The organism is Pantoea sp. JZ2 (assembly GCF_035191405.1).
In the GTDB taxonomy this organism is placed as follows: domain Bacteria; phylum Pseudomonadota; class Gammaproteobacteria; order Enterobacterales; family Enterobacteriaceae; genus Pantoea; species Pantoea stewartii.
In genome coordinates this window covers 2,270,805-2,289,130 of sequence record NZ_CP045247.1, presented here as the reverse complement: position 1 = coordinate 2,289,130, position 18,326 = coordinate 2,270,805, and the positions used below count along the sequence as shown (strand labels likewise).

Annotated in this window: 18 protein-coding genes, 2 tRNA genes and 2 other RNA genes; 12 read left to right on the top strand and 10 right to left on the bottom strand. The window is 53.1% G+C overall.

Translation table 11 applies throughout. The features are described 5' to 3' along the window. Positions 1-17 precede the first annotated feature (17 nt). The 3 genes from galU to rssA all read right to left on the bottom strand — a co-directional run bounded on the left by galU (position 18) and on the right by rssA (position 3,143). Complete coding sequence (gene galU / locus GC087_RS11025) at positions 18-920, bottom strand: UTP--glucose-1-phosphate uridylyltransferase GalU (protein WP_006119401.1); 903 nt, start codon at positions 918-920, stop codon at positions 18-20. Positions 921-1,115: 195 nt separating this feature from the next. Next, entirely contained in the window at positions 1,116-2,132 is a 1,017-nt protein-coding gene (rssB, locus tag GC087_RS11020; protein ID WP_006119402.1) for a two-component system response regulator RssB, read from the bottom strand. 99 nt (positions 2,133-2,231) lie between these two features. Continuing rightward, complete coding sequence (rssA, locus tag GC087_RS11015) at positions 2,232-3,143, bottom strand: patatin-like phospholipase RssA (protein WP_039343037.1); 912 nt, start codon at positions 3,141-3,143, stop codon at positions 2,232-2,234. Between the two features lie 97 nt (positions 3,144-3,240). Here rssA and GC087_RS11010 point away from each other — a divergent pair, with 97 nt between their 5' ends. The 7 genes from GC087_RS11010 (at position 3,241) to xthA (ending at position 6,348) form a co-directional block, all read left to right on the top strand. Further along, positions 3,241-3,696, top strand: coding sequence for a YchJ family protein (locus GC087_RS11010; RefSeq protein ID WP_006119404.1), 456 nt, complete (start codon positions 3,241-3,243; stop codon positions 3,694-3,696). Between the two features lie 56 nt (positions 3,697-3,752). After that, positions 3,753-4,601, top strand: coding sequence for a formyltetrahydrofolate deformylase (purU, locus tag GC087_RS11005; protein WP_006119405.1), 849 nt, complete (start codon positions 3,753-3,755; stop codon positions 4,599-4,601). A 144-nt stretch (positions 4,602-4,745) separates the two neighbouring features. Then, positions 4,746-4,830: transfer RNA gene (locus tag GC087_RS11000), tRNA-Tyr, on the top strand. A 35-nt stretch (positions 4,831-4,865) separates the two neighbouring features. Beyond that, positions 4,866-4,950 (top strand) — tRNA-Tyr (locus GC087_RS10995). 41 nt (positions 4,951-4,991) lie between these two features. Further along, positions 4,992-5,119, top strand: a non-coding RNA gene (locus tag GC087_RS10990) — RtT sRNA. Positions 5,120-5,160: 41 nt separating this feature from the next. Next, positions 5,161-5,287, top strand: a non-coding RNA gene (locus GC087_RS10985) — RtT sRNA. A 254-nt stretch (positions 5,288-5,541) separates the two neighbouring features. Then, entirely contained in the window at positions 5,542-6,348 is an 807-nt protein-coding gene (gene xthA / locus GC087_RS10980) for an exodeoxyribonuclease III (RefSeq protein WP_054633684.1), read from the top strand. Between the two features lie 39 nt (positions 6,349-6,387). Here the strand turns inward: xthA and GC087_RS10975 are convergent, their stop codons facing one another. The 3 genes from GC087_RS10975 to GC087_RS10965 form a co-directional block, all read right to left on the bottom strand. After that, the gene (locus tag GC087_RS10975) at positions 6,388-6,678 is read right to left on the bottom strand and encodes a YnjH family protein (RefSeq protein ID WP_006119407.1); all 291 of its coding nucleotides are present in this window, start codon (positions 6,676-6,678) and stop codon (positions 6,388-6,390) included. Then, a complete protein-coding gene (locus GC087_RS10970; protein WP_058701818.1) occupies positions 6,678-8,594 on the bottom strand; it encodes a DNA topoisomerase III in 1,917 nt (638 codons plus the stop codon). Before GC087_RS10970 ends, GC087_RS10975 begins: the two co-directional genes overlap by 1 nt. 257 nt (positions 8,595-8,851) lie before the next feature. Next, positions 8,852-9,403, bottom strand: a complete 552-nt coding sequence (locus GC087_RS10965; protein WP_006119410.1) for an NAD(P)H nitroreductase — start codon at positions 9,401-9,403, stop codon at positions 8,852-8,854. A 172-nt stretch (positions 9,404-9,575) separates the two neighbouring features. Here GC087_RS10965 and sppA point away from each other — a divergent pair, with 172 nt between their 5' ends. The 3 genes from sppA to pncA all read left to right on the top strand — a co-directional run bounded on the left by sppA (position 9,576) and on the right by pncA (position 13,165). Beyond that, entirely contained in the window at positions 9,576-11,441 is a 1,866-nt protein-coding gene (gene sppA / locus GC087_RS10960) for a signal peptide peptidase SppA (RefSeq protein WP_205951928.1), read from the top strand. A gap of 85 nt (positions 11,442-11,526) precedes the next feature. Next, positions 11,527-12,540, top strand: a complete 1,014-nt coding sequence (gene ansA / locus GC087_RS10955) for an asparaginase (RefSeq protein WP_033741878.1) — start codon at positions 11,527-11,529, stop codon at positions 12,538-12,540. A 16-nt stretch (positions 12,541-12,556) separates the two neighbouring features. Next, positions 12,557-13,165 (top strand): bifunctional nicotinamidase/pyrazinamidase, encoded by a 609-nt coding sequence (gene pncA, locus GC087_RS10950; protein ID WP_006119415.1) that lies wholly within the window; start codon positions 12,557-12,559, stop codon positions 13,163-13,165. Between the two features lie 84 nt (positions 13,166-13,249). On the opposite strand, the gene GC087_RS10945 is transcribed toward pncA, so the two are convergent. Further along, positions 13,250-13,531, bottom strand: coding sequence for a YeaC family protein (locus tag GC087_RS10945; RefSeq protein ID WP_006119416.1), 282 nt, complete (start codon positions 13,529-13,531; stop codon positions 13,250-13,252). 2 nt (positions 13,532-13,533) lie between these two features. Continuing rightward, positions 13,534-13,944, bottom strand: a complete 411-nt coding sequence (gene msrB / locus GC087_RS10940; protein ID WP_006119417.1) for a peptide-methionine (R)-S-oxide reductase MsrB — start codon at positions 13,942-13,944, stop codon at positions 13,534-13,536. A 340-nt stretch (positions 13,945-14,284) separates the two neighbouring features. Between msrB and gapA the strand changes: the two genes are divergently transcribed. Together gapA and GC087_RS10930 are read left to right on the top strand one after the other, a co-directional pair. Then, a complete protein-coding gene (gapA, locus tag GC087_RS10935; RefSeq protein ID WP_006119418.1) occupies positions 14,285-15,283 on the top strand; it encodes a glyceraldehyde-3-phosphate dehydrogenase in 999 nt (332 codons plus the stop codon). A 72-nt stretch (positions 15,284-15,355) separates the two neighbouring features. Beyond that, on the top strand, positions 15,356-16,231 hold the full coding sequence (locus tag GC087_RS10930) for a D-hexose-6-phosphate mutarotase (RefSeq protein ID WP_058708074.1): 876 nt from the start codon (positions 15,356-15,358) through the stop codon (positions 16,229-16,231). 7 nt (positions 16,232-16,238) lie between these two features. On the opposite strand, the gene GC087_RS10925 is transcribed toward GC087_RS10930, so the two are convergent. Together GC087_RS10925 and GC087_RS10920 are read right to left on the bottom strand one after the other, a co-directional pair. After that, positions 16,239-17,090, bottom strand: a complete 852-nt coding sequence (locus tag GC087_RS10925; protein WP_058708073.1) for an aldo/keto reductase — start codon at positions 17,088-17,090, stop codon at positions 16,239-16,241. Positions 17,091-17,163: 73 nt separating this feature from the next. Continuing rightward, positions 17,164-17,913 (bottom strand): MipA/OmpV family protein, encoded by a 750-nt coding sequence (locus GC087_RS10920; RefSeq protein ID WP_006119421.1) that lies wholly within the window; start codon positions 17,911-17,913, stop codon positions 17,164-17,166. Between the last annotated feature and the right edge of the window lie 413 nt (positions 17,914-18,326).

Here is an 18,326-nt window from a genome sequence, read left to right as displayed (position 1 = left end):
TCCTGTGTTTTAAATTTTTAATCGCTAACGGTTTTATTGAGCCACTCAGAGAACTCTTTGCCCAGCACCGGATGGCGAACACCATATTCGACGAAAGCCTGCATGTATCCCAGTTTGTTACCGCAGTCATGGCTGACCCCTTTCAGGTGGTAAGCTTCAACGGTCTCTTTTTCCATCAGCATGGCGATAGAATCCGTGAGCTGTACTTCACCGCCTGCACCTGGAGGCGTTTTTGCCAGCAGTGGCCAGATATCTGCGGACAGAACATAACGCCCCACCACAGCCAGATTAGAAGGCGCTTCAGACGCTTTTGGTTTCTCAACCACACCGACCATCGGTGCGCTGTCGCCCGGGTTCAGTTCTGCGCCCTTGCAGTCAACAACACCATAAGCGGTTACATCGCTGACAGGCTCAACCATGATCTGGCTGCGGCCAGACTCTTCATAACGGCTCAGCATTTCTGCCAGGTTATCTTTGGTTGGGTTTGACTCATATTCGTCGATGATCACATCAGGCAGGATGACGGCAACAGGCTCATCGCCGACCAGCGGATGCGCGCACATTACCGCGTGGCCCAGGCCTTTAGCGATGCCCTGACGGACCTGCATGATGGTCACGTGTGGAGGACAGATGGACTGAATTTCATCCAGCAGCTGACGCTTAACGCGTTTTTCCAGCATCGACTCCAGTTCGAAACTGGTATCAAAATGGTTTTCAATGGCGTTCTTAGACGAGTGGGTTACCAGCACAATTTCATTGATACCCGCAGCAATACACTCGTTAACGACATACTGAATTAACGGCTTATCAACCAGCGGTAACATTTCTTTTGGAATCGCTTTCGTCGCAGGAAGCATACGCGTACCCAAACCTGCTACCGGGATTACCGCTTTTTTAACTTTGGTCTTATAGGCAGACATCAAAATACCTCTCTTATAGGCCGTTCAAGTTTTAATGCTTGATATGTCGGTTTAAATTCGGAAATGAGTATATCAGTTACTCGCGAACGGATTTATCCTGGAAGGCATCTATCCGTAGAATTTAAGACTATTACCCAAGTGTAAAGCTAACTTCTGGCACTGTCTTGCGGGTAAGTATAAATTACCCTTCGGTGTTTATTGCTCAGACGATAACATCAGTCGTATACGGCCCCCGGCGCCCCAAATATGGCACTGCCAGTCGTCCGCACGCTGGCTAATCTGGTTAATATGCGTACTGCCCATAGTGCCAAGCGGAACGCCATTACTGAGTTGAATTTGATGGGCCTGAACATGTAAGGTGGCATTCAGGCCAGCAGAAACCAGCACCAGGTTTTTTAATCCGCGATGGTAGTACCCAACTAACAGAGGGAACTGTCCGGTTAAATTCGCCTGCCGTAGCAGCAGATTAACCTGTCTGAGTAAACTGCTTAACTCAGGTAATCGCTGTTTCTGTCCTGATAACTGTTCTTGTAATAATCCGTTAAACAGGGCGCGCAATAATAAAGCCGCCAGCACGCCATTGTCGCCCGCACGGGTGACATCGAGACAATAAAACGCCAAATCTTTGTCAGATAACGCCGCAATATCCAGCACCAGCCCGGGCTGCTCTGCCATGGTTAACTGGCGATAATTTACCCGACAATGGGCAATGCGCTGCTGGACCGGGGGCTGCAGTTCTTTCAGTAATTTTGCCGCAGCGGAAGGATCGCGCACCAATGCATCCCAGTCCTGAAACAGCTGTTCATCTTCCTCGACTTTCGAGGTAAACATCGACGGATAGAGGCATTCGTATACCGCTTCACGGAAACGTTCAAAATTCTTCAGGGGTTTTAGCAACACATCCTGTACGCCCAGACGTAAAACCTGCGCGATGTCGGACATATTTTCGGTCGCGGAAATTATCAGAATGGGCAGGGTATTGCCGTGGCTGCGCAGATGTTCGACAAACTGAATTCCGTTCATGCGCGGCATTTCCAGGTCACAAATCACCAGTTCGACGGCATGTTTATCCAGTTGCGCAATAGCTTCCAGACCATCTTCAGCCTCAACAGTGACGGCCCCCATTGATGTTAAAAACTGGTTTAAAAGCGAACGGAAAACGGCCTCATCTTCGACAATGAGTATCTTTTTGCCGATCAGTGGTTTTTCCATTCCATCCCCCTGCGTACCCGATAAATCAATAGTGGTTCATAAAACGCAGTTGCGCCTTTCAGAATAGACCGAAGTAACATCTGTGCGTGAACAACCAGATTATCTTCTACGGACCAGCGGTAATAATTCATCCATTTGTTTCTCAACGGCAACCTTCCCAGCCGCAATTGCTTCTTCTGCACGATGAAAATCCAACGTGGATATCTGTGGACAAAATGGCTGGATAAGCACATCAGGCGGATCGCCTGCCATCCTGTTTCGCTTCAGGCGATTTTCCAGCACCTGGATGGACGTGGCCATGATCTCCATGGCGCCCGGCATTTGCGAGGCCCGGCGCTGCGTAAAATTGACCAGACGCTGTCGCAGTTTCCCACGCCAGTCGAGATTGAGCGCCACAGCCGCCGCATGTTCTTCTGAACTCTGGGGCGTCAGCGCCATCGCATTCTGCGGCATCAGATGCGCGTCATGCTGAAGATCGACAGCAATCACGACATCCGCCCCCAGCGCGCGCGTCAGGGAGATCGGCACCGGATTCACCACCGCACCATCTACCAGCCAATATCCATTGTAGCCGACGGGCGGTAATAAACCTGGCATACTGCAGGACGCGCGTACCGCCTGATGTAATTCACCCTCGGTCAGCCACAGCTCGCGACCGGTACTTAAATTGGTTGCCACCACACCAAACGGCTTTCCGCACGATTCAATCGCGTCGTGCGTAATGAGTTGCCGGACATGGTTGAATACCCGTTCTCCGCGTAACAGTCCGCCTCGCTGCCAGGACAGATCCATCAGACGGATGACATCCCAGTAGCTAAACGCACTCACCCACTTTTTCATGTGCGGGAGACGATGATTGACGTAAGCTGCGCCCACCAGTGCACCGATGGAACAGCCTGCCACGACATCAATGTTGATACCTGCGCTCTCCAACGCTTCGATAACGCCAATATGCGCCCATCCTTTGGCGGCACCGGAACCCAGAGCCAATCCAATTTTTTGCTTTCTCATCTTACTCGGGTCCTGGCGTCAATACATGGCATCACACGCGTGGGTCGGATAAAGTAAACGATATCATTAACAATCACTGTTATTAACAGGAGAATGTGTGTCCGAATCTTGCCCATGCTGTAGCGGCAAGCAGTATAGCCTATGTTGTCAGCCCTTTGTTAAAGGAACAGAAATTCCCTTATCAGCTGAACAACTTATGCGCTCCCGCTACTGCGCTTATGTCAAACAAGACGTCGATTACCTCGTCGCCACCTGGCATCCCACCAGCCGCGTTCCGGCGCTGGCTGACTTAGTGACTGAAAGTTTCGCGGGTACTGAATGGCTCAGCCTGAACATCACACGTTGTGATGAGGGGCGCCACAAAGACGAATCTTTCGTCACTTTTTTTGCACGTTTTGCTGAAAACGGTGTTAATCGGGCGATGTACGAGCGTTCACGCTTTCTTCGCGAGGACAGTCGCTGGTACTATGTCGACGGAATGACGCCCGCCATCGGGCGCAACGATCGCTGTCCATGTGGCGCCGACAAAAAATACAAAAAATGTTGCGGTTAAGGCAGTTGCCTGCGTAACGGTTTTACCCTTAATGCTTTGACAGGACTCTGATTGAGATGCAAGCGCAAACCATGCAAAGAAAAGTTTTACGAACCATTTGTCCCGATGCAAAAGGTCTGATCGCCAAAATCACCAATATTTGTTACAAGCACGAACTGAATATCGTGCAAAACAATGAGTTTGTTGATCATCGCACCGGGCGTTTTTTCATGCGCACAGAGCTGGAAGGGATTTTTAACGACAATACTTTACTGGCCGATCTCGACAGCGCCCTTCCTCAGGGCTCGGTACGTGAACTGCACAGCGCAGGCCGTCGCCGCGTCGTTATTCTGGTCACCAAAGAAGCCCACTGCCTGGGCGACCTGCTGATGAAGAGCGCGTTTGGCGGGCTGGATATGGAAATAGCCGCCGTCATCGGTAACCATGAAACGCTGCGCTCGCTGGTCGAGCGTTTTGATATTCCGTTTGTGTTGGTCAGTCATGAAGGGCTTTCGCGGGAAGAGCATGATAATAAGATGGCGGACGAAATTGATCGTTACCAGCCAGATTATGTGGTGCTTGCCAAATATATGCGCGTGCTGACGCCGGGTTTCGTCCAACGCTACCCGAATCAGATCATCAATATTCATCACTCGTTCCTGCCTGCCTTTATCGGCGCACGCCCTTATCACCAGGCTTATGAACGCGGCGTTAAAATCATTGGTGCGACGGCGCACTACGTTAATGACAACCTGGATGAGGGTCCGATCATTATGCAGGACGTCATCAACGTCGATCACAGCTATACAGCAGAAGAGATGATGCGTGCCGGACGTGATGTAGAAAAGAATGTGCTGAGCCGCGCGTTAGATAAAGTGCTGGGTCAGCGTGTGTTTGTTTACGGCAACCGCACGATTATTCTTTAACCGCCACGGGCGCTGGACTGGCTGACATTCCAGCGCTACGCGTAAAAAGTGGGCAAACGGTTCGTGATTTGCCTGAGTCCGCTTTACAGTCTGAATCCATTTGGTATGATGCGCCCCGCTTCAGAGCACAACAATTCAGTCCCTGGTGGGATTCCCGAGCGGCCAAAGGGAGCAGACTGTAAATCTGCCGTCACAGACTTCGAAGGTTCGAATCCTTCTCCCACCACCATCTGAATCTGCTGCCTGAGCCTACAAATCATCCCCGGTGGGATTCCCGAGCGGCCAAAGGGAGCAGACTGTAAATCTGCCGTCACAGACTTCGAAGGTTCGAATCCTTCTCCCACCACCATCTCGCATTTAGCAACTTCATTCCGACATGCAACTCAGTCAGCCTGTTCTGCATGGAGAGGGATGAGAACCTTCGACCAGGGTTCGCGTCGGGCACCGCGAGACAACGCGCATTAGCGCGGCCCGTAGGGTGAGGCGCAACGCGCCGAATCATCCTTCTCCCACCACCATCTCGTATTTAGCAACTTCATTCCGACATGCAACTCAGTCAACCTGTTCTGCGAGGAAAGGGATAAGACCTTTGTTCAGCGTTCGCGTCGGGCACCGCGAGACAACGCGCATTAGCGCGGCCAGTAGGGTGAGGCGCAACGCGCCGAATCATCCTTCTCCCACCACTCTCTTCCCTTTAGCACGTCATGCCGTTATAAAACTGTTCTGCGCGGAGAAGGATAAGAGCCTTTGTTCAGCGTTCGTGGCGGGCATCGCCTGAGTAAACGCGTCTGGAAACCACTCTGATTTTCTGTTCCCGCTGACCGTGTGTCGTGCTCTCTCGCCCGTGCTGTCCACCACTCGCTGAAATTGCCCTACTCTGTCATGACATTTCCGGCAAAAATCGCTACCATCCTGCCTATCATTCGCTGAAGGTTATCTCATGAAATTTATTTCATTCAATATTAACGGCTTGCGGGCACGTCCCCATCAACTCGAAGCACTGGTCGAGAAGCATCAGCCTGACGTCATTGGTCTGCAGGAAACGAAAGTCCATGATGATATGTTCCCGCTCGAGGATGTGGCTAAGCTGGGCTACAACGTGTTTTATCACGGTCAGAAAGGCCATTACGGTGTGGCACTGTTGACCAAGGTTCAGCCGGTCTCCGTGCGTCGGGGGTTTCCGGGCGATGGCGAGGATGCGCAGCGTCGCCTGATCATGGCTGAAATCCCCAGCCCGATTGGCGATATTACCGTGATAAATGGCTATTTTCCGCAGGGCGAGAGCCGCGACCACCCGACAAAGTTTCCGGCCAAAGAAAAATTTTACCGCGATCTGCAAAGCTATCTGAGCGAGAGTCTTACGGCGGATAAGCCCGTGCTGATCATGGGCGATATGAATATCAGCAGCACCGACCTGGATATTGGGATTGGCGAAGACAGCCGTAAACGCTGGCTGCGTACCGGTAAGTGTTCTTTCCTGCCCGAAGAGCGGGAATGGATGGACAGGCTGTTAAGCTGGGGGTTGGTCGATACCTGGCGTGCGCATAATCCCGATACCTGTGACCGTTTTTCCTGGTTCGATTACCGTTCTAAAGGGTTCGATGACAATCGCGGTCTGCGCATTGACCTGCTGCTGGCCAGCACCGGGCTGGCCTCGCACTGCATTGAGAGCGGTATTGACTACGATATTCGTGGCATGGAAAAACCCTCTGACCATGCCCCGGTCTGGTCAACCTTCCGCTTCTGATAGCGCTGATGCGTGGTGCGCCCGCCCACCACGCGTTTTCTATTTCACTATTTTCCAGATCAGGTTGTTCGTCCCCAGCGATTTTTCGTCACGCGCGCACTGTAACAGGACGCCTTCTGATTTCACGACTGCGCCCTCGGTATAATTGCGGTTTTCGAAAATACAGCACTGCATACAGTTCTGCTGATTATTTTGTCCCTGAGTCCAGGCTTCCCGCGGCATATCAACAATCACATCCGTATTAGTTCCGCCTGTAGACGGATGATAATTCGCCTGGGCCGGCCCACAGACAATCAGTGCGGCCAGCATGAGCAGTGCAGTTTTACGCATTATTCGGTTTCCTTAGTTTTACGCCGTGCTTTGCGCTGCGGACGTTTTTGTCCGGTGGACGGTAACCCACGAAACGCCTGTCCCGACGGTTGCTGCCGTGCCTGATGAATAAGCCCACTCAGCGTGTGCACCAGCGGTTGCATAAACTCATCATAACGGCAGGCCTTTTCACTAATCCGTGTCAGTGTCGATTCCCACTGGGCGGTCATGTCCGGCCGGGCTGCCAGATCCGGTAACGAATGGATCAACGCCTTACCCGTGTCGGTAGAATGAATATAGCGCCCTTTCTTCTGTAAAAATGACCGGCGGAACAATAATTCTATGATCCCCGCGCGCGTGGCTTCCGTTCCTAAACCATCGGTCGCACGAAGCACTTTCTTTAATTCTTTATCCTGAACAAAACGCGCGATACCGGTCATGGCTGACAGAAGCGTGGCATCTGTAAAATGGCGAGGTGGCTGCGTTTGCTTGGCCAGCACTTCGCCGTGCTCACACAGCAGGACGTCCCCTTCCGCCACGACCGGCAGCGGCATGCCGTCATTTTCTTCATCACGCTCTTTACTGCCCAGCAAAGCACGCCAGCCCGCCTCAGCCAGAAAGCGGGCCTTCGCCACGAATTTACCGCCCGCAATATCCAGTTCAATAGTGCATTTACGAAACATCGCATCCGGGCAGAACTGCATCAGATACTGACGCGCGATCAGGCCATAAACCTGCTGTTCATTGTCATTCAGCCTGACAGCGCTGGCGCGTGCTGTGGGAATAATGGCATGGTGCGCATCCACTTTTTTGTCGTCCCAACAGCGGTTTTTACGATCGGCATCAAACTCCGCAGGCGGCGTCAGATCGGGCTGGTGAACCTGAATGGCATTCAGCACTGCGTGACGACCAGCAAAATGCTCATCGGGCAAATAGCGACTGTCGGAACGGGGATAGGTAATCAGTTTGTGGGTCTCATACAACCGCTGACAGATATCCAGCACCGCCTGCGCGCTCAGGCCAAAGCGTTTTGCCGCCTCAATCTGCAGTGCTGAGAGCGAAAACGGGAGTGGCGCAGTGTCGCTTTCGCGCTTATCACTGTATGCGGTGACACGCGCAGGCTGACCGGTAATGCGGGCAACCACATGCTCTGCCAGACTCCGCTTGAGTAAGCGCCCTTCTTCATCCTGCCAGGGCTCACAGGCTTCACTGGGGACCCAGTTGGCAACAAAGCGGATGTCATCTGGCGTCACGATATGCGCTTTAACTTCAAAATAGTCTTTCGGCACAAAGTTTTCGATCTCTTCGTCGCGGCGCACCACCAGCCCCAGCACGGGTGTTTGCACCCGCCCCACCGACAATACGCCATCGTAACCGGCATTACGGCCCATTAACGTCCAGGCGCGGGTCATGTTGATGCCATACAGCCAGTCCGCCCGGGCGCGAGCCAGGGCGGAAACACACAGGGGGATAAACTCACGGTTTTCACGCAGGCGACTGACTGCGCGTTCGACCGCCTGAGGATTGAGATCGTTGATCAGGCAGCGCTGCACCTTACTGCGTTTCTCGGCGGGCAGTTGCAGGTAATCCAGCACTTCGTCCACTAACAGTTGGCCTTCCCGATCCGGGTCACCGGCGTGAACCACTTCGTCCGCCTGCGCCAGCAACCCCTCAACCACTTTAAGCTGCTTAGCGACAGAGGGCCGCGGCTGCAGGCGCCACTTTTCAGGAATAATGGGCAGATCGGCCAGTGACCAGCGTGCATAACGGCCGTCATAAGCATCGGGCTGCGCCTGCTCAAGTAAATGCCCTACGCACCAGGTGACGACCTGATCATTGCCACAGGCAATGAATCCTTCACCGCGGCGGTGCGGTTTAGGTAACACATCGGCAATGGCCCGTCCGAGGCTGGGTTTCTCTGCTATAAACAAACGCATTAAATCGGGTAATCCTTAACGTCAGCGAACAACAATGATGGCAGCGCCTGCCCCGTGCACGACGACAGTGCAGGATCACGGCCTGGCGCCATCGGATGCAGGCAGCCGGTTTCCCCGGACACAGCACGCGGCGCTGCCAGTGAAGACAGCGCTATAGTAGCCTGGCGGCACGCTGCTGATAAGCGTGCCGGATTTGCGAGGAAACGCTTCGCTCATTACGTGCGCAGTTTACCGCGCATCGCGCGGTTCAGACAGGTTCAGAAATAGCGGACAAAGGGTGCCGTGTCGGGATGAACCACGGTGGTGCTGGACTTAAGCTGCGGCGTGCCCAGATAGAGAAAGCCCACAATCGCGTCCTGCTCACGGCAGCCGAACGCCTCACGCACCTGCGGATCGTCGGTCCAGACGCCGCTCCGCCAGATGCCATTAAAGCCCTGGGCGACAGCAGCCATCTGCATCGCCATCACGGCACAGCTGGCAGAGGCGATTTGTTCCCAGCGCGGCACCTTGTGATTGATCTCGCAGTGCGCCACGACGGTGATGATCATGGGCGCACGGAACGGCGCCTGACTGGCTTTATTGATGGCTTTCTCATCCATCTGGTTGTCCCGCGCCGCTTTTTCCAGTAGCTGACTCAGGCGATCGCGGCCTTCATTTTCAACAATAATAAATCGCCAGGGTTGCAGGCCGCCGTGATCGGGTGCGCGCATGCCCGCGCGCAGGATGTTATCCAGCGCTTCACCGCTGGGGGCCGGTTCCGCCAGACGCGAGGCCGAACGACGATTAACCAGTAATTCTAGTGCGTCCATGTTTTTCTCCTGACAGTAAAAGCACGGGTAATCCTGGCACAAGTGGATTTTTTGTAACAGTCCAGGGTGATTTCCTGCTGACTTTTGTTTCGCTGCTCTTTAGGATGAGGTCGTTAACGGAGACCTGGCCCGCCTGGTGGCTATTTCCGGCTATATCAAAATGGAGAATGTGATGCGCACACTGTGGCGAATAATTGCGGGTCTGTTCCGCTGGACCTGGCGAGTGTTGAATTTTATCAGGGAATGTATTCTCAACCTGTTTCTGGTTTTCTTAATTATTGTCTGTGTGGGAATCTGGCTTCAAATCAGCGGCTCAGGCAGCCGTTCCTCCGCCCCGGTACAGCAAGGTGCGCTAAAAGTGGATTTGACCGGTGTGCTGGTCGACAAACCCTCCGTCAGCAACCGTCTGAGCAAAATTGGTCGTCAGTTATTAGGCACCAGTAGCGATCGTCTGCAGGAAAATTCCCTGTTTGATGTAGTAGATGCTATTCGTCAGGCCAAAGGTGACAGCAATATTAAAGGTCTGGTTTTAGACCTGCGTGATTTTGCTGGGGGCGATCAGCCTTCTCTGCAATATGTAGGTAAAGCGTTACGCGAGTTCCGCGACAGCGGTAAGCCTGTTTACGCCTTAGGCGATAGCTATAGCCAGGCGCAGTACTACCTTGCCAGCTATGCGACGAAAATCTATCTGTCGCCACAGGGCACCGTTGATTTGCACGGCTTTGCCACCAACGGTCTCTACTACAAAACGTTGCTCGACAAGCTGAAAGTCAATTCACACGTTTTCCGCGTGGGCACCTATAAATCAGCCGTTGAGCCCTTCCTGCGTGACGATATGTCGCCAGCGGCGCGTGACGCAGATAGCCGCTGGATTGGCCAGCTCTGGCAAAATTACCTGAATACCGTGTCTGCTAACCGCCAGATTACGCCTGAGCAGTTGTTCCCTGGCGCTGCCGCTATTATCGCAGGTCTGCAGGCCGTTAAGGGCGATACCGGAAAATATGCGCTGGATAACAAACTGGTCGATGTGCTGGGCTCACGCGCTGACGCGGACCAGGCGCTTATCCAGGCATTTGGCTTCGATAAGCAAAACAACGATTACCGTAACGTCAGCATTTATGATTACAACGTTAAACAGGATGCCAGCCAGCAAAAAGGCAACATTGCCGTGATCCTTGCCAGCGGTGCCATCATTGATGGTGATGAAACGCCGGGTAATGTGGGCGGCGATACGACAGCGGCGCAGATCCGCGATGCCCGACTGGATCCCAAAATCAAGGCCATTATTTTGCGGGTGAACAGCCCTGGCGGCAGCGTTACGGCGTCCGAAGCGATTCGTTCGGAACTGGCCGCAGCGAAAGCGGCAGGCAAACCGATTGTGGTCTCCATGGGCGGTATGGCAGCCTCGGGCGGCTACTGGATCTCGACGCCAGCCAGCTACATTATTGCCAGCCCCAGCACGCTGACCGGCTCTATCGGCATCTTTGGCGTGATTAACACGCTGGAGAACAGCCTGGCCTCGATTGGTGTGCATACCGATGGCGTCGCGACCTCACCCCTGGCAGACGTCTCAAGCACTAAAGCACTGCCTGAGGAAGTGCAGCAACTGATGCAGTTGACCATTGAAAACGGCTACCACAACTTCGTGGGACTGGTGGCGACATCGCGCCATAAAACACCGGAACAGATCGATGCCATCGCGCAGGGGCACGTCTGGACGGGCAGCGATGCCAAAGCCAATGGTCTGGTCGATGCGCTGGGCGATTTTGACGATGCGGTGAAAAAAGCGGCTGAGCTGGCGAAGGTTTCCCAGCCAGAGCTTGACTGGTATCAGGAAGATCCCGGCTTCCTTGACGTGATGCTGAATCAGATGAACGCGTCTGTTCAGGCCGTGCTGCCTGACACGATGAAAGCCTGGCTGCCTGCGCCCATGTACGATGTGATGAGCGCGATGAAGAATCAGCCCGGCCTGTTTGACCATCTGAACGATCCGCAAAACCGCTATGCCTTCTGCCTGAACTGCGGCGAAGTGCGATAAACCTCTCAGCCCGACTGCTTGTCGGGCTGCTTTTCCCTGCTGTTCCCCTTATACTGCCCGTTTTACGGCAAGTCTGAGTTTACCTATGCAAAAGAAAAATATTTACGTTGCCTACACGGGCGGTACCATCGGTATGCAACGTTCTGCTCAAGGTTATATTCCGGTTTCTGGTCATCTGCAGCAGGAACTGGCGAAGATGCCTGAGTTCCATCGCCCGGAAATGCCTGACTTCACGATTCATGAGTATCAGCCTCTGATTGACTCTTCTGACATGACCCCGCAGGACTGGCAGTCGATCGCCGAAGATATCCGGCTGAACTATGATCGCTATGATGGTTTTGTCATTCTGCACGGCACGGATACCATGGCATTTACCGCTTCTGCCCTGTCGTTTATGCTCGAAAATCTGGCTAAGCCGGTCATCGTTACGGGCTCACAGATTCCGTTAGCCGAACTGCGTTCCGATGGCCAACAAAATCTGCTTAATTCCCTTTACGTCGCTGCGAATTATCCCATCAACGAGGTGACGCTGTTTTTCAACAACACACTCTATCGCGGTAACCGTACCACTAAAGCGCACGCGGACGGTTTCAACGCCTTTGCGTCCCCCAACCTGTCAGCCTTGCTGGAAGCCGGGATTCATATCCGTCGTCTTAATACGCCGCCTGCACCTCAGGGCAAAGGCGAGCTGATTGTTCATACCATTACCCCGCAACCTATTGGCGTGGTGACAATTTATCCGGGCATCTCTGCAGATGTCGTGCGTAACTTTTTACGTCAGCCGGTTAAGGCGCTGATTTTACGCTCGTACGGTGTCGGTAACGCGCCGCAAAACGCCGAGTTTCTGTCTGAACTTCAGCAGGCCAGCGAACGCGGCATTGTGGTCGTCAACCTGACCCAGTGTATTTCTGGCAAGGTCAATATGGGTGGCTACGCCACCGGGAATGCTCTGGAGCACGCTGGCGTCATCAGCGGCTTTGATCTGACGGTTGAAGCGGCGCTGACGAAACTTCACTATCTGTTGAGCCAGGATCTGTCCAGCGATCAGATCCGCGCCAAAATGCAGCAGAACCTGCGTGGCGAACTGACAGACGACTAAGATGGAGTCAACGGCAATGAAACGGGCATTAATCATTATCGACATCCAGAACGACTTCTGCCCCGGCGGCCCAATGGCCGTCAAAGAAGGCGATCATACGGTCGAGGTTGCTAACCGCTACGCCCGTGCTTTTCATGAGAATGGTGAGTGCGTCGTAGCCCTGCAGGACTGGCATCCAGCCGATCACGGTAGTTTTGCTTCCGTATCCGGCGAACCTGTCTATACCCTCGGTGAACTTAACGGCCTGCCACAGATCTGGTGGCCGGATCATGGCGTGCAGCATTCTGCGGGGGCTGATTTTCATCCCGGACTTGATCGCAGCCTGTTCGACGCGGTTTTCCATAAAGGGCAGGATCAGGACGTAGACAGCTACAGCGCCTTTTTTGACAACGGACACCGACGCAAGACAGAACTGGACAGTTGGTTACGCGCACGCGATATCACGCATCTGGTCATGCTGGGCCTGGCGACGGATTACTGCGTGAAGTACAGCGTGCTGGATGCACTTGAACTGGGTTATCAGGTCGAGGTCGTGGCGGCAGGCTGCCGTGGCGTTAATCTCAACCCAGAAGACAGCGACATTGCGCTGGCGCAGATGGCGGCTCAGGGCGCCGTCATTATCTGAAAAAGGGCTGGCTATACGCCAGCCCTTTTTGCTCTTCCATACCATGCCCGCCTGCGCGTGGCTGACTGGCGACTTACCGCGCCATTAATGCAGATGAATGCGCGTGACGTCCGGTTCGATACCAAACTCTTCTTTTAACTGCTTTTTCGATTTGGTCACCATTTCGCCATTTTTGCCGATGGTCATATGCTGTGGTGCATCATTATTGCGCGCCTGCCACATCATAACCAACTGCAGGCTGTTATCACGCTGTTGCTGCGTCAGCGCCACTCCATCCGGCCATTTTCCGGTTTCAACAGCCGTCATCAGGCGTTCATAAATTTCGGGTGTCATAGCATCAAGCATGGCTTCAAGTTGCTGTTTCATTGTTAGCCCTTAATCTCGTCGCCTTGTGGACTGGTGAAGTTCAGCGAGGCTGAGTTCACACAGTAACGCTCACCGGTCGGCTGCGGCCCATCAGGGAAAACATGGCCGAGATGAGAATCACAGTTGCCGCAACGGATTTCAATACGCTGCATACCGTGCGAGTTATCTTCCAGATAACGAATAGCCTCATCGCTGACGGGCTCATAAAAACTCGGCCAGCCACAGCCTGAATCGTATTTCGTCTCTGAAAGAAACAAGGGCGCGTTGCACACCAGGCAGTGATAAATCCCTTCCTGCTTGTTATGCAGCAGCGCACCGCTGTACGGCGGCTCCGTGCCACGCTGTTGCGTGACATAGCGCTGCATCTCAGTTAACTGGGCGATTTTTGCGTCGGGTGCGGTTTCTTTAGGCATTTGAGCAATTCCGGGATGTCATTCTGAAAAAATCGACTAGTATTCTAACAAATGATCAACATTAGTCGGGTCTTTTTTTGTGCTCTGCCCTTCGGTCCGTATCTTACAAGGTGGATTTGTGATTTTGATCACCTTTTCTCTGGCATATCCCTATATATTCGGCGAAGGTTTCAACAGAGCACGATGTTCGCGGAAGCGCGCAAGCGGTTGCGCGTCAAATAATTCCTGTTCGGTGGATTGACCTGTCGCAACAATTGACACGATTCCGCTTGACGCCTGGTAAGGTTTTTGTAATTTTACAGCCAACCTTTTATTCACTAACAACTAGCTGGTGGAATATATGACTATCAAAGTAGGTATCAACGGTTTTGGCCGTATCGGTCGCATCGTTTTCCGTGCTGCTCAACAGCGCTCTGACATCGAAATCGTTGCTATCAACGACCTGCTGGACGCTGACTACATGGCGTACATGCTGAAGTACGACTCTACTCACGGCCGTTTTGACGGCACCGTTGAAGTACAGGACGGCGCTCTGGTTGTTAACGGTAAGAAAATCCGTGTTACCGCTGAGAAAGATCCGGCTAACCTGAAGTGGGGCGAAGTGGGCGTTGACGTCGTTGCTGAAGCAACTGGTATCTTCCTGACCGACGAAACCGCACGTAAGCACATCACTGCTGGCGCGAAAAAAGTGGTTCTGACCGGTCCATCTAAAGATGACACCCCAATGTTTGTTCGTGGTGCTAACTTCGACAAATACCAGGGCCAGGACATCGTTTCTAACGCCTCTTGTACCACTAACTGCCTGGCCCCGCTGGCAAAAGTCATCAACGATAAATTTGGTATCGTTGAAGGCCTGATGACCACCGTACACGCCACTACCGCAACGCAGAAAACCGTTGATGGCCCGTCTCACAAAGACTGGCGCGGTGGTCGTGGTGCATCACAGAACATCATCCCGTCTTCTACCGGCGCCGCTAAAGCGGTAGGTAAAGTGCTGCCAGAACTGAACGGCAAACTGACCGGTATGGCATTCCGCGTACCTACGCCTAACGTTTCTGTTGTTGACCTGACCGTTCGTCTGGAAAAAGCTGCGTCTTACAAAGAAATTTGTGCCGCTATCAAAGCCGCGGCTGAAGGCGAGATGAAAGACGTGCTGGGCTACGTTGAAGATGACGTGGTTTCTACCGACTTCAACGGCGAAGTTCTGACCTCAGTATTCGATGCCAAAGCCGGTATCGCGCTGAATGACAACTTCGTTAAACTGGTTTCCTGGTACGATAACGAAACCGGTTATTCAAACAAAGTTCTCGACCTGATTGCGCTGGTTGCTGCTAAATAAGGCAGCCAGACACGAGACAATAAGGGTGACTTCGGTCACCCTTTTTTTGATCCCTTCACTATGGAGTCAGGCATGCAAGACAAACTCTTTTCCCTTCCCGTGGTTAAACAAATCACGCCTTATCTGTCGCAACGTCAGGTGGGTGAACTCCCGGTTATCATTGTCAGCCATCCGCGTGTACGGGCGGCCGTGACCTTACAGGGCGCGCATCTGATTGCCTGGCAACCGAGCGGTGAGAAGCCCGTCATCTGGCTGAGCGATAAGAGCCCTTTCCTGCCTGGTAAGGCGATTCGCGGCGGTGTACCGATTTGCTGGCCCTGGTTTGGACCGGCAGGAGAGCCTGCCCATGGCTTTGCCCGAAATCAGTCATGGACGCTCTCTGCGCATGATGAAAACGAAGACGGCGTGCTGCTGACATTTGTGCTGGAAAGTACCCCACAAACGCTGAAGCTGTGGCCGCATGACTTTACCCTTATCGCCCGCTTCCGTCTGGGCCAGCATTGCGAAATTGAGCTGGAAGCCTACGGTGATTATGAATCGACAGCCGCGCTACACAGCTATTTTAACGTGGCGGACAGTGCGAGCGTTGAGGTCACCGGACTGGGTGAACATTACATCGACAAGGTCAAAGATAACCAGCCGGGTCAGAGCGAGGGTAAACAGCGCTTTACCGAGCGCGTGGATCGTATCTTCACTGCGCCAAAAGACTGTTCAGTTATCAACGATCTGGCTGGAAAACGGCAAATTGAAGTGTACCACCATCACCATAGTGACGTTGTCACGTGGAATCCCGGTGTGGCGCTGTCGTGTAGCATGGCGGACATGCCAAATGAGGGTTATAAAACGATGGTGTGTGTTGAAACCGCGCGCATCAGCAAACCGTTGCGCAGTGCAGGCGACAACCCTGCCCGACTGGCGACGACAATACGTTTGAAAAATAAGGCCTGAGGCGCGTTCAGACCACATCCAGCGGCAGTTTGTGTTGTGGCGGCGGAAAAGCCCTGTCGAGTCTGAGACAGTCCTCCTCGCTCAGGGTAATGTCCAGCGCAGCCGCATTTTCACGAACATGTACCAGTGAACTGGCTTTAGGGATGGCAAGGACATCGCCATCCCGAATCGCCCAGGCCAGCAGAAGCTGTGCCACGGTGATGCCTTTTTGGCGGGCAATTGCGTTCAGAGCGGGGTCGGTAAACAGCTGACTGCGTAACCGACCGGCCTGTGCTAGGGGACAATACGCCATGACGGGCATCGCGCGCTGGCGACAGAGCGGTAGCAAATCGTATTCAATACCGCGGGAACCCAGATGATAAAGCACCTGATTGGTGGCACAATTTTCGCCACCCGTTTCGGCCCACAGGGCGTCCATGTCCTCGCTGTCGAAGTTTGAAACACCCCACGCACGAATTTTGCCCTGCTGCTGCAAGGTCTGCATCGCGCTGATGGTTTCGTCGAGTGGCACACTGCCGCGCCAGTGCAAAAGATACAAATCAATTCGATCCGTTTGCAGACGATGCAGGCTGGCCTCGCAGGCGGCGATGGCATCCTGTTTTCCGGCATTCCATGGATAAACTTTCGATACCAGCAGGGCCTCATCACGCCGTCCCTTCAGGGCATCGCCTACCACTTCTTCGGCGCCACCCTCTGCATACATTTCAGCGGTATCCACCAGCCGCAAACCGGCATCCAGCCCTGCCTGAAGCGCACTGATTTCCTGTTGCCGGCTGGCGGGATCCTCCCCCATATACCAGGTGCCAAGACCGATTGCCGGAATCTGACGCTGACCTGCAATATCGATATATTTTGTCATCGGGTTCTCCTGCACTGAATGGGGGCATATGCACCCTGAGAGCGCACAGCCTGCACTCCCGGGGTGCACCGCATCAGAAGGTATAGCTGACGCCTGTCCAGACCGTAAACTGTCCGCTTTTATCAACCATCGGACTGTCTTTGATTTCGCTGGCAAAGCGAGTGTAACGCCCTGAAAGACTGGCATTCCACTGCGGGGTAATGCTGTAGCTGGCGTTCATTTCCACATAAGGCGACCAGCTGTCATCCGGATGATAACGACGAATTCCGGTCCGATCGCTTTCGTTACCCGATACGCCATAGTAGTAGCGGTTTTGATTCGCGCTGTTCCACAATGCACCAATTCCCGGCGTAAAGGTAAAGTCGCCAAAGCTGAAACGGTAAAGATAGGTCAAATCCCAGACGATACCGTTGCTGTTGTTAAGCACATCGCCTAACAATGAGGTCCGTATGATGCCCCAGTCATCCGTGTGCCGGTAAGTCACCCCGCCCATCAACGTCATTCGGCGCTTATCCAGCCCCTTCATATCCCCCAGATCATTGTCATCCGGGTCGTATTGCTGCGGCGAACCCAACAGCGACAGAGAGAGCTGATCCTGTGGGTCTTTCCACACGTAATAGCCACCCTGCAGGGTGTTAAACCAGAATTTTTCCCCTTCGTAATTGATGATGGGAACAGGCAAATAGCGGTCCTGTCCACCACGATAAGGTGACTGCGCATAAATCACTGATGCACCGAGTGATAAGGGTGCGGCTTGTACTGACTGGCCCAGAAAATAACAAGGGATAAGTGCAATAAGCACGTTAAGTTTGAATTGGTTCACAATTTATTCATTCCATAAATATAACAATCACACATAGAGTCTAACGCTTTTTACAGACTGAATTAACCTTATATCAAAATCATCTACCGCGTTTGCCGCAGAATGTGGCATAACCGGGTTGAAGGCATCACAGAACGGGGGTTAACTGAGGAAAAACGTTTCGCAACAAAATGATTTTGTTATTGATATGTGGCTCACTAATCAAAAATCTATGATGAAATTTCCTGAATGCCTTCTACAGTTAAACTTAATACCCGAGTTTTTGTACTTACCAAGTAACCATAAAAGTTGTGCATCCCGATAAGAACGATCAGGTTGGCATAAGGGTTGCTGTAGTAAACAGATTAATATCTTCCGGGAGCTGTACGAGCACTGATTATTGCTCCTTTACCTGTGCTAAAAACGAAAGGACG

What these genes read in the sequence shown, in the direction of transcription:
- GC087_RS10970 (WP_058701818.1), bottom strand. Translation starts at nt 8,594, where the DNA reads ATGCGTTTGTTTATAGCAGAGAAACCCAGCCTCGGACGGGCCATTGCC.
- rssB (WP_006119402.1), bottom strand. Translation starts at nt 2,132, where the DNA reads ATGGAAAAACCACTGATCGGCAAAAAGATACTCATTGTCGAAGATGAG.
- GC087_RS10925 (WP_058708073.1), bottom strand. Translation starts at nt 17,090, where the DNA reads ATGACAAAATATATCGATATTGCAGGTCAGCGTCAGATTCCGGCAATC.
- purU (WP_006119405.1), top strand. Translation starts at nt 3,753, where the DNA reads ATGCAAGCGCAAACCATGCAAAGAAAAGTTTTACGAACCATTTGTCCC.
- GC087_RS10975 (WP_006119407.1), bottom strand. Translation starts at nt 6,678, where the DNA reads ATGCGTAAAACTGCACTGCTCATGCTGGCCGCACTGATTGTCTGTGGG.
- GC087_RS10945 (WP_006119416.1), bottom strand. Translation starts at nt 13,531, where the DNA reads ATGAAACAGCAACTTGAAGCCATGCTTGATGCTATGACACCCGAAATT.
- gapA (WP_006119418.1), top strand. Translation starts at nt 14,285, where the DNA reads ATGACTATCAAAGTAGGTATCAACGGTTTTGGCCGTATCGGTCGCATC.
- xthA (WP_054633684.1), top strand. Translation starts at nt 5,542, where the DNA reads ATGAAATTTATTTCATTCAATATTAACGGCTTGCGGGCACGTCCCCAT.
- ansA (WP_033741878.1), top strand. Translation starts at nt 11,527, where the DNA reads ATGCAAAAGAAAAATATTTACGTTGCCTACACGGGCGGTACCATCGGT.
- GC087_RS10930 (WP_058708074.1), top strand. Translation starts at nt 15,356, where the DNA reads ATGCAAGACAAACTCTTTTCCCTTCCCGTGGTTAAACAAATCACGCCT.
- galU (WP_006119401.1), bottom strand. Translation starts at nt 920, where the DNA reads ATGTCTGCCTATAAGACCAAAGTTAAAAAAGCGGTAATCCCGGTAGCA.
- GC087_RS10965 (WP_006119410.1), bottom strand. Translation starts at nt 9,403, where the DNA reads ATGGACGCACTAGAATTACTGGTTAATCGTCGTTCGGCCTCGCGTCTG.
- rssA (WP_039343037.1), bottom strand. Translation starts at nt 3,143, where the DNA reads ATGAGAAAGCAAAAAATTGGATTGGCTCTGGGTTCCGGTGCCGCCAAA.
- msrB (WP_006119417.1), bottom strand. Translation starts at nt 13,944, where the DNA reads ATGCCTAAAGAAACCGCACCCGACGCAAAAATCGCCCAGTTAACTGAG.
- pncA (WP_006119415.1), top strand. Translation starts at nt 12,557, where the DNA reads ATGAAACGGGCATTAATCATTATCGACATCCAGAACGACTTCTGCCCC.
- sppA (WP_205951928.1), top strand. Translation starts at nt 9,576, where the DNA reads ATGCGCACACTGTGGCGAATAATTGCGGGTCTGTTCCGCTGGACCTGG.